The 3,286-nt window shown below is 50.9% G+C and carries 2 protein-coding genes; both read right to left on the reverse strand.

Features of this window, described 5'->3' with window-relative positions:
• The coding region (locus KDK15_RS20550) for a flagellar biosynthesis protein FlhA (RefSeq protein WP_257297271.1) at window positions 1–2,003 on the reverse strand (2,003 nt) is incomplete at its 3' end.
• Complete coding sequence (locus tag KDK15_RS20555) at window positions 2,003–3,172, reverse strand: EscU/YscU/HrcU family type III secretion system export apparatus switch protein (protein ID WP_257297272.1); 1,170 nt, start codon at window positions 3,170–3,172, stop codon at window positions 2,003–2,005. The genes KDK15_RS20550 and KDK15_RS20555, both read right to left, overlap by 1 nt.
• Window positions 3,173–3,286: the final 114 nt, after the last annotated feature.

A 3,286-nucleotide genomic window follows, 5' to 3' on the forward strand; every position in this document is an offset into this window, starting at 1 on the left:
TGTTTGTTATGGGCCTGACTGACCAACTCCGGAATATTATTCTGCAGTTGCATCGACAGGCCGGGCTCGATAACGAAAGACTCTTCTGAAAACTGTGGATCCCGTCTGCCCTGTTCTCTGGCCATCAGCAACATTTTTTCCAGTTCGTGCGACAGGGTAAACACAGAAAGCTGTTCCGGCAGTGACTGATGATTGATCAGTGGGTCGATAATCTGTCGTCGTAAGGTGATACGAACCAGCCTCAGTAGCCCCGGAATATCCTTTTGTGGTTCTGCAGTTTGTGGCCCCGGAGCAGCCAGTAATGTGGCGGCAATGCGTGGGCTGTCAGCAATGGAAATATTATCAGCCAGTAGTCGTTTGAGAACTTGCATCAATAGGCCCGGCGGCAGTTTATCCGGAACCAGTTCGTCGCATAGCTTCGGTGAGATTTGTCGAAGATGAGTCAGCCACCCCTGAGTCTCTTCGAACCCGAAGAGATCGTCGATATGATTTTCGATCATCCTGCCGACATGGGTGGTAATCACGGTGGAACAATCAACCACGGTATAGCCGACCTGCAATGATGCCTCCCGTTCAGTCACTGGAATCCAGTAAGACGTCAACCCATAACAGGGGTCTTTGACCGGAGGATCAAAGGGCAGAGGCCGGGCATTCTCCATGGCAATGGCCAGTAGTTGATCCAGGTGCAGTTTAAAATGGTCAACGGCAACGTTATGCAGCTGAATAGAATAACTGTCCGGGTCCAGATTCAGGTTATCGCGTATATGAATCATGGGTATCAGAAAGCCGTATTTTTCCGACAATTCCCGTCTCAGGTGCCTGATCTGACTGGCCAGCTCACCACTGGTTACATGACTGACTCCATGATTCGCAGGGTTCTGACTCAGCAGTGATATCACACGATAGCCAATATTCAGGCCAATGGGATCAACGACCGATATATCTTGCCATGTGAGTCGCTCCTTTGATGCCAGGCTACTTTCATCACCTTTGCCAGCCAGTGCATTTTTCCGTTCAGTAATTCTTTCCAAGGATATACGTCGATAGATATACAACATCATCAGTAAGCCCGGTATAACAAAGGCCACATGAGGCATACCCGGTACCAGACCAATCACAACCAATACAGCAGCAGCGACCATCAACGCCCGAGGTTGTCCGATAATTTCCTGTCGAACCTGCTGGTTCATGTCCACAGCCCCGGATATACGGGTAACCATAATGGCGGCCGCGGTGGATAGCAGCAGGGAAGGGATCTGGGCCACCAGCCCGTCACCAATAGTCATCAGCCCATAAAGCTGTACGGCTTCGGTACCACTCATGTCATATTGCCAGACGCCAATACTCACACCGCCCAGAATATTGATAAGCAAAATCATCAACCCGGCAATGGCATCACCACGGACAAATTTGCTGGCACCGTCCATAGCCCCGTAAAAATCAGCTTCACGGGTAATATCTTCCCGTTTCACCCTGGCCTCATTGTGGTCAATCACACCGGAGTTCAGATCCGCATCAATGGCCATTTGCTTGCCTGGCATCGAATCAAGCACAAAACGGGCAGTCACTTCCGATATACGACTGCCCCCTTTGGTAATCACCACAAAGTTGACGATCACCAGAATCAGGAAAACCAGTAAACCAACAAAATAATTACCGGCAATCACCACGCTGCCAAATGCTTCAATCACCTTGCCTGCCGCATAGGGTCCATTATGACCATTGATCAGCACCACCCGTGTCGAAGCAATATTCAGGGCCAGCCGCAGCAGAGTGGCGACCAGCAACAGGGTCGGGAACAGCGAAAAATCCAGGGGGCGGTTAATGTAAATGGTAAGAATCAGCAGAATCAACGACAGGGTGATATTAAAACTGAACAGGAAATCCAGCAGAAATGGGGGAATGGGCAACATTAGCATGGCCAGAACCACCAGCAATAGCAGCGGTGTGGCCAATAAGGAAGCCTTTGAAGAGGTCGGCAGGAGCAAGCCGGTACTGCTCATTACGGATTTCCTGTGCTTGAAGAGTGCTGATATTTTTCAGGTATCTGTATATTGGGTGAGCTGGGACAGAAGGTACTTTGGTGAGTGCGATAACGATCAAGTTGATAAAGGTAGACCATGATTTTTGCCACCGCCTGATACAAATCCGGGGCAATTTCCTGATCAATGTCAGTATGATAATACAGGGCTCGGGTCAGCATGGGCTGAATCAGTACCGGCTTGCCCGCCGAGCGCCCGATACTGATAATCAGTTCCGCCATATGATCAACCCCCCGGGCCACCAGCACCGGAGCCCGATAGCTGTCCGGCTGGTATTTCAATACCACCGCAAAATGGCCCGGATTGGTCAGCACAAGATCTGCATCGGGGATAGCATCGAGCATTTTCCTGCGTGTCACTGCGGCCAGTTTTTGCCGAGCCTGTCGAATCCGTTGTCGGGTTTGTGGTGACCCGTCTTCGTTCTTCAGATTGTCTTTGACTTGTTGTCGTGTAAGAAGCTGTTGTTTCCGAAGGCGGTGTTTTTGCCAGACAACATCACCAGCGGCAATGACCATAAGTACACAGGATAATCCCAGCCCGGTGGACAATAACAACGTTAATGCCCGGGTTGCGGCCATCGGCACAGGGTAGGTACGCAGTGCCATGATTTCTGGCAGTCGGTAACGCATGATCAAAAAAAGCGCCAGGGCTAATAACAGGGTTTTTACTGATGCCCGCACCACCTCAGCCAGCCCCTGAACAGAACAGATCCGTTTCAACCCTGCCACCGGATTTATCCGCCGGGCTTTTGGTGCCACGATGGTCACACTGAAGATAAAGGGGCCGGAAATCAGGGCGCCAGCGGTGACACTGAATACAATAACCAGGGACATGGTGATCATGACCGCCGGAAATACGGAAAATGCCGTCTGCACACTGTCCATGATTGATGCGTGGGCTCCGGAGGCATCATTCAATGGTGTGTCAACCTGTGCCAGCATGGCTATAACGGTGTCGATCTGATCAAAATAACGGGAATGGCCAAGCAGTAAAAAAATGGCCAGAGACTGCATGGCAATCATCAAATCTCTTGACCGTGAAACCTGTCCCTCTTGCAGTGCTTTCTTTTTCTGCCGCTCACTGGGTTGTTCCGTGGGCTCACTGCCCTGCTCCTGCTGTTCAGAATTCATCACTGCTCCATAAGGAACTGTCATTTAATAACTTCGACATTTCAGTAAGCGCTGCCCGTTTCCCGCCACCCGCTGCCCGAAAAAGACAGGCCGCTTGTGCTTTTGCGGCCAGCA

The organism is Endozoicomonas sp. YOMI1 (genome assembly GCF_024606345.1).
In the GTDB taxonomy this organism is placed as follows: Bacteria; Pseudomonadota; Gammaproteobacteria; order Pseudomonadales; family Endozoicomonadaceae; genus Endozoicomonas.

Coding starts and splice junctions, on each gene's coding strand:
- KDK15_RS20555 (WP_257297272.1), bottom strand. CDS start 3,172: ATGAATTCTGAACAGCAGGAGCAGGGCAGTGAGCCCACGGAACAACCC.